Origin of the sequence: Paraburkholderia sp. SIMBA_053, assembly GCF_046534895.1 — a bacterium.
GTDB classification, from domain to species: domain Bacteria; phylum Pseudomonadota; class Gammaproteobacteria; order Burkholderiales; family Burkholderiaceae; genus Paraburkholderia; species Paraburkholderia caledonica.
In genome coordinates, this window is the sequence record NZ_JAWRXU010000827.1 from 1 (window position 1) to 266 (window position 266).

Here is a 266-nt window from a genome sequence, read left to right on the forward strand (position 1 = left end):
CCTGAAAGCCGTTACGCAGCTGCCGGAGTCGATGCACCCCGGTCATGCGCCGCTGCTCGTCGCGAACACGCGGGAAGCACTGCTCGAGCTTGCCCAACTCAACACGATCGAGATTCACGCGTGGAACGCGACTGCGCCCGACCTCGATCATCCCGACCGCTTCATTCTCGATCTCGACCCCGATCCGCAACTCGACTGGAGCGTTATGGTTGAAGCCGCAACGCTTACGCGGGTTGTGCTGGACGAACTCGGACTGCAGTCGCACT

The 266-nt window shown here is 62.0% G+C and carries 1 pseudogene; it reads left to right on the plus strand.

Features of this window, described 5'->3' with window-relative positions:
- A pseudogene (locus SB753_RS37890) lies at positions 1-266 on the plus strand (DNA ligase D); the annotation flags it as partial.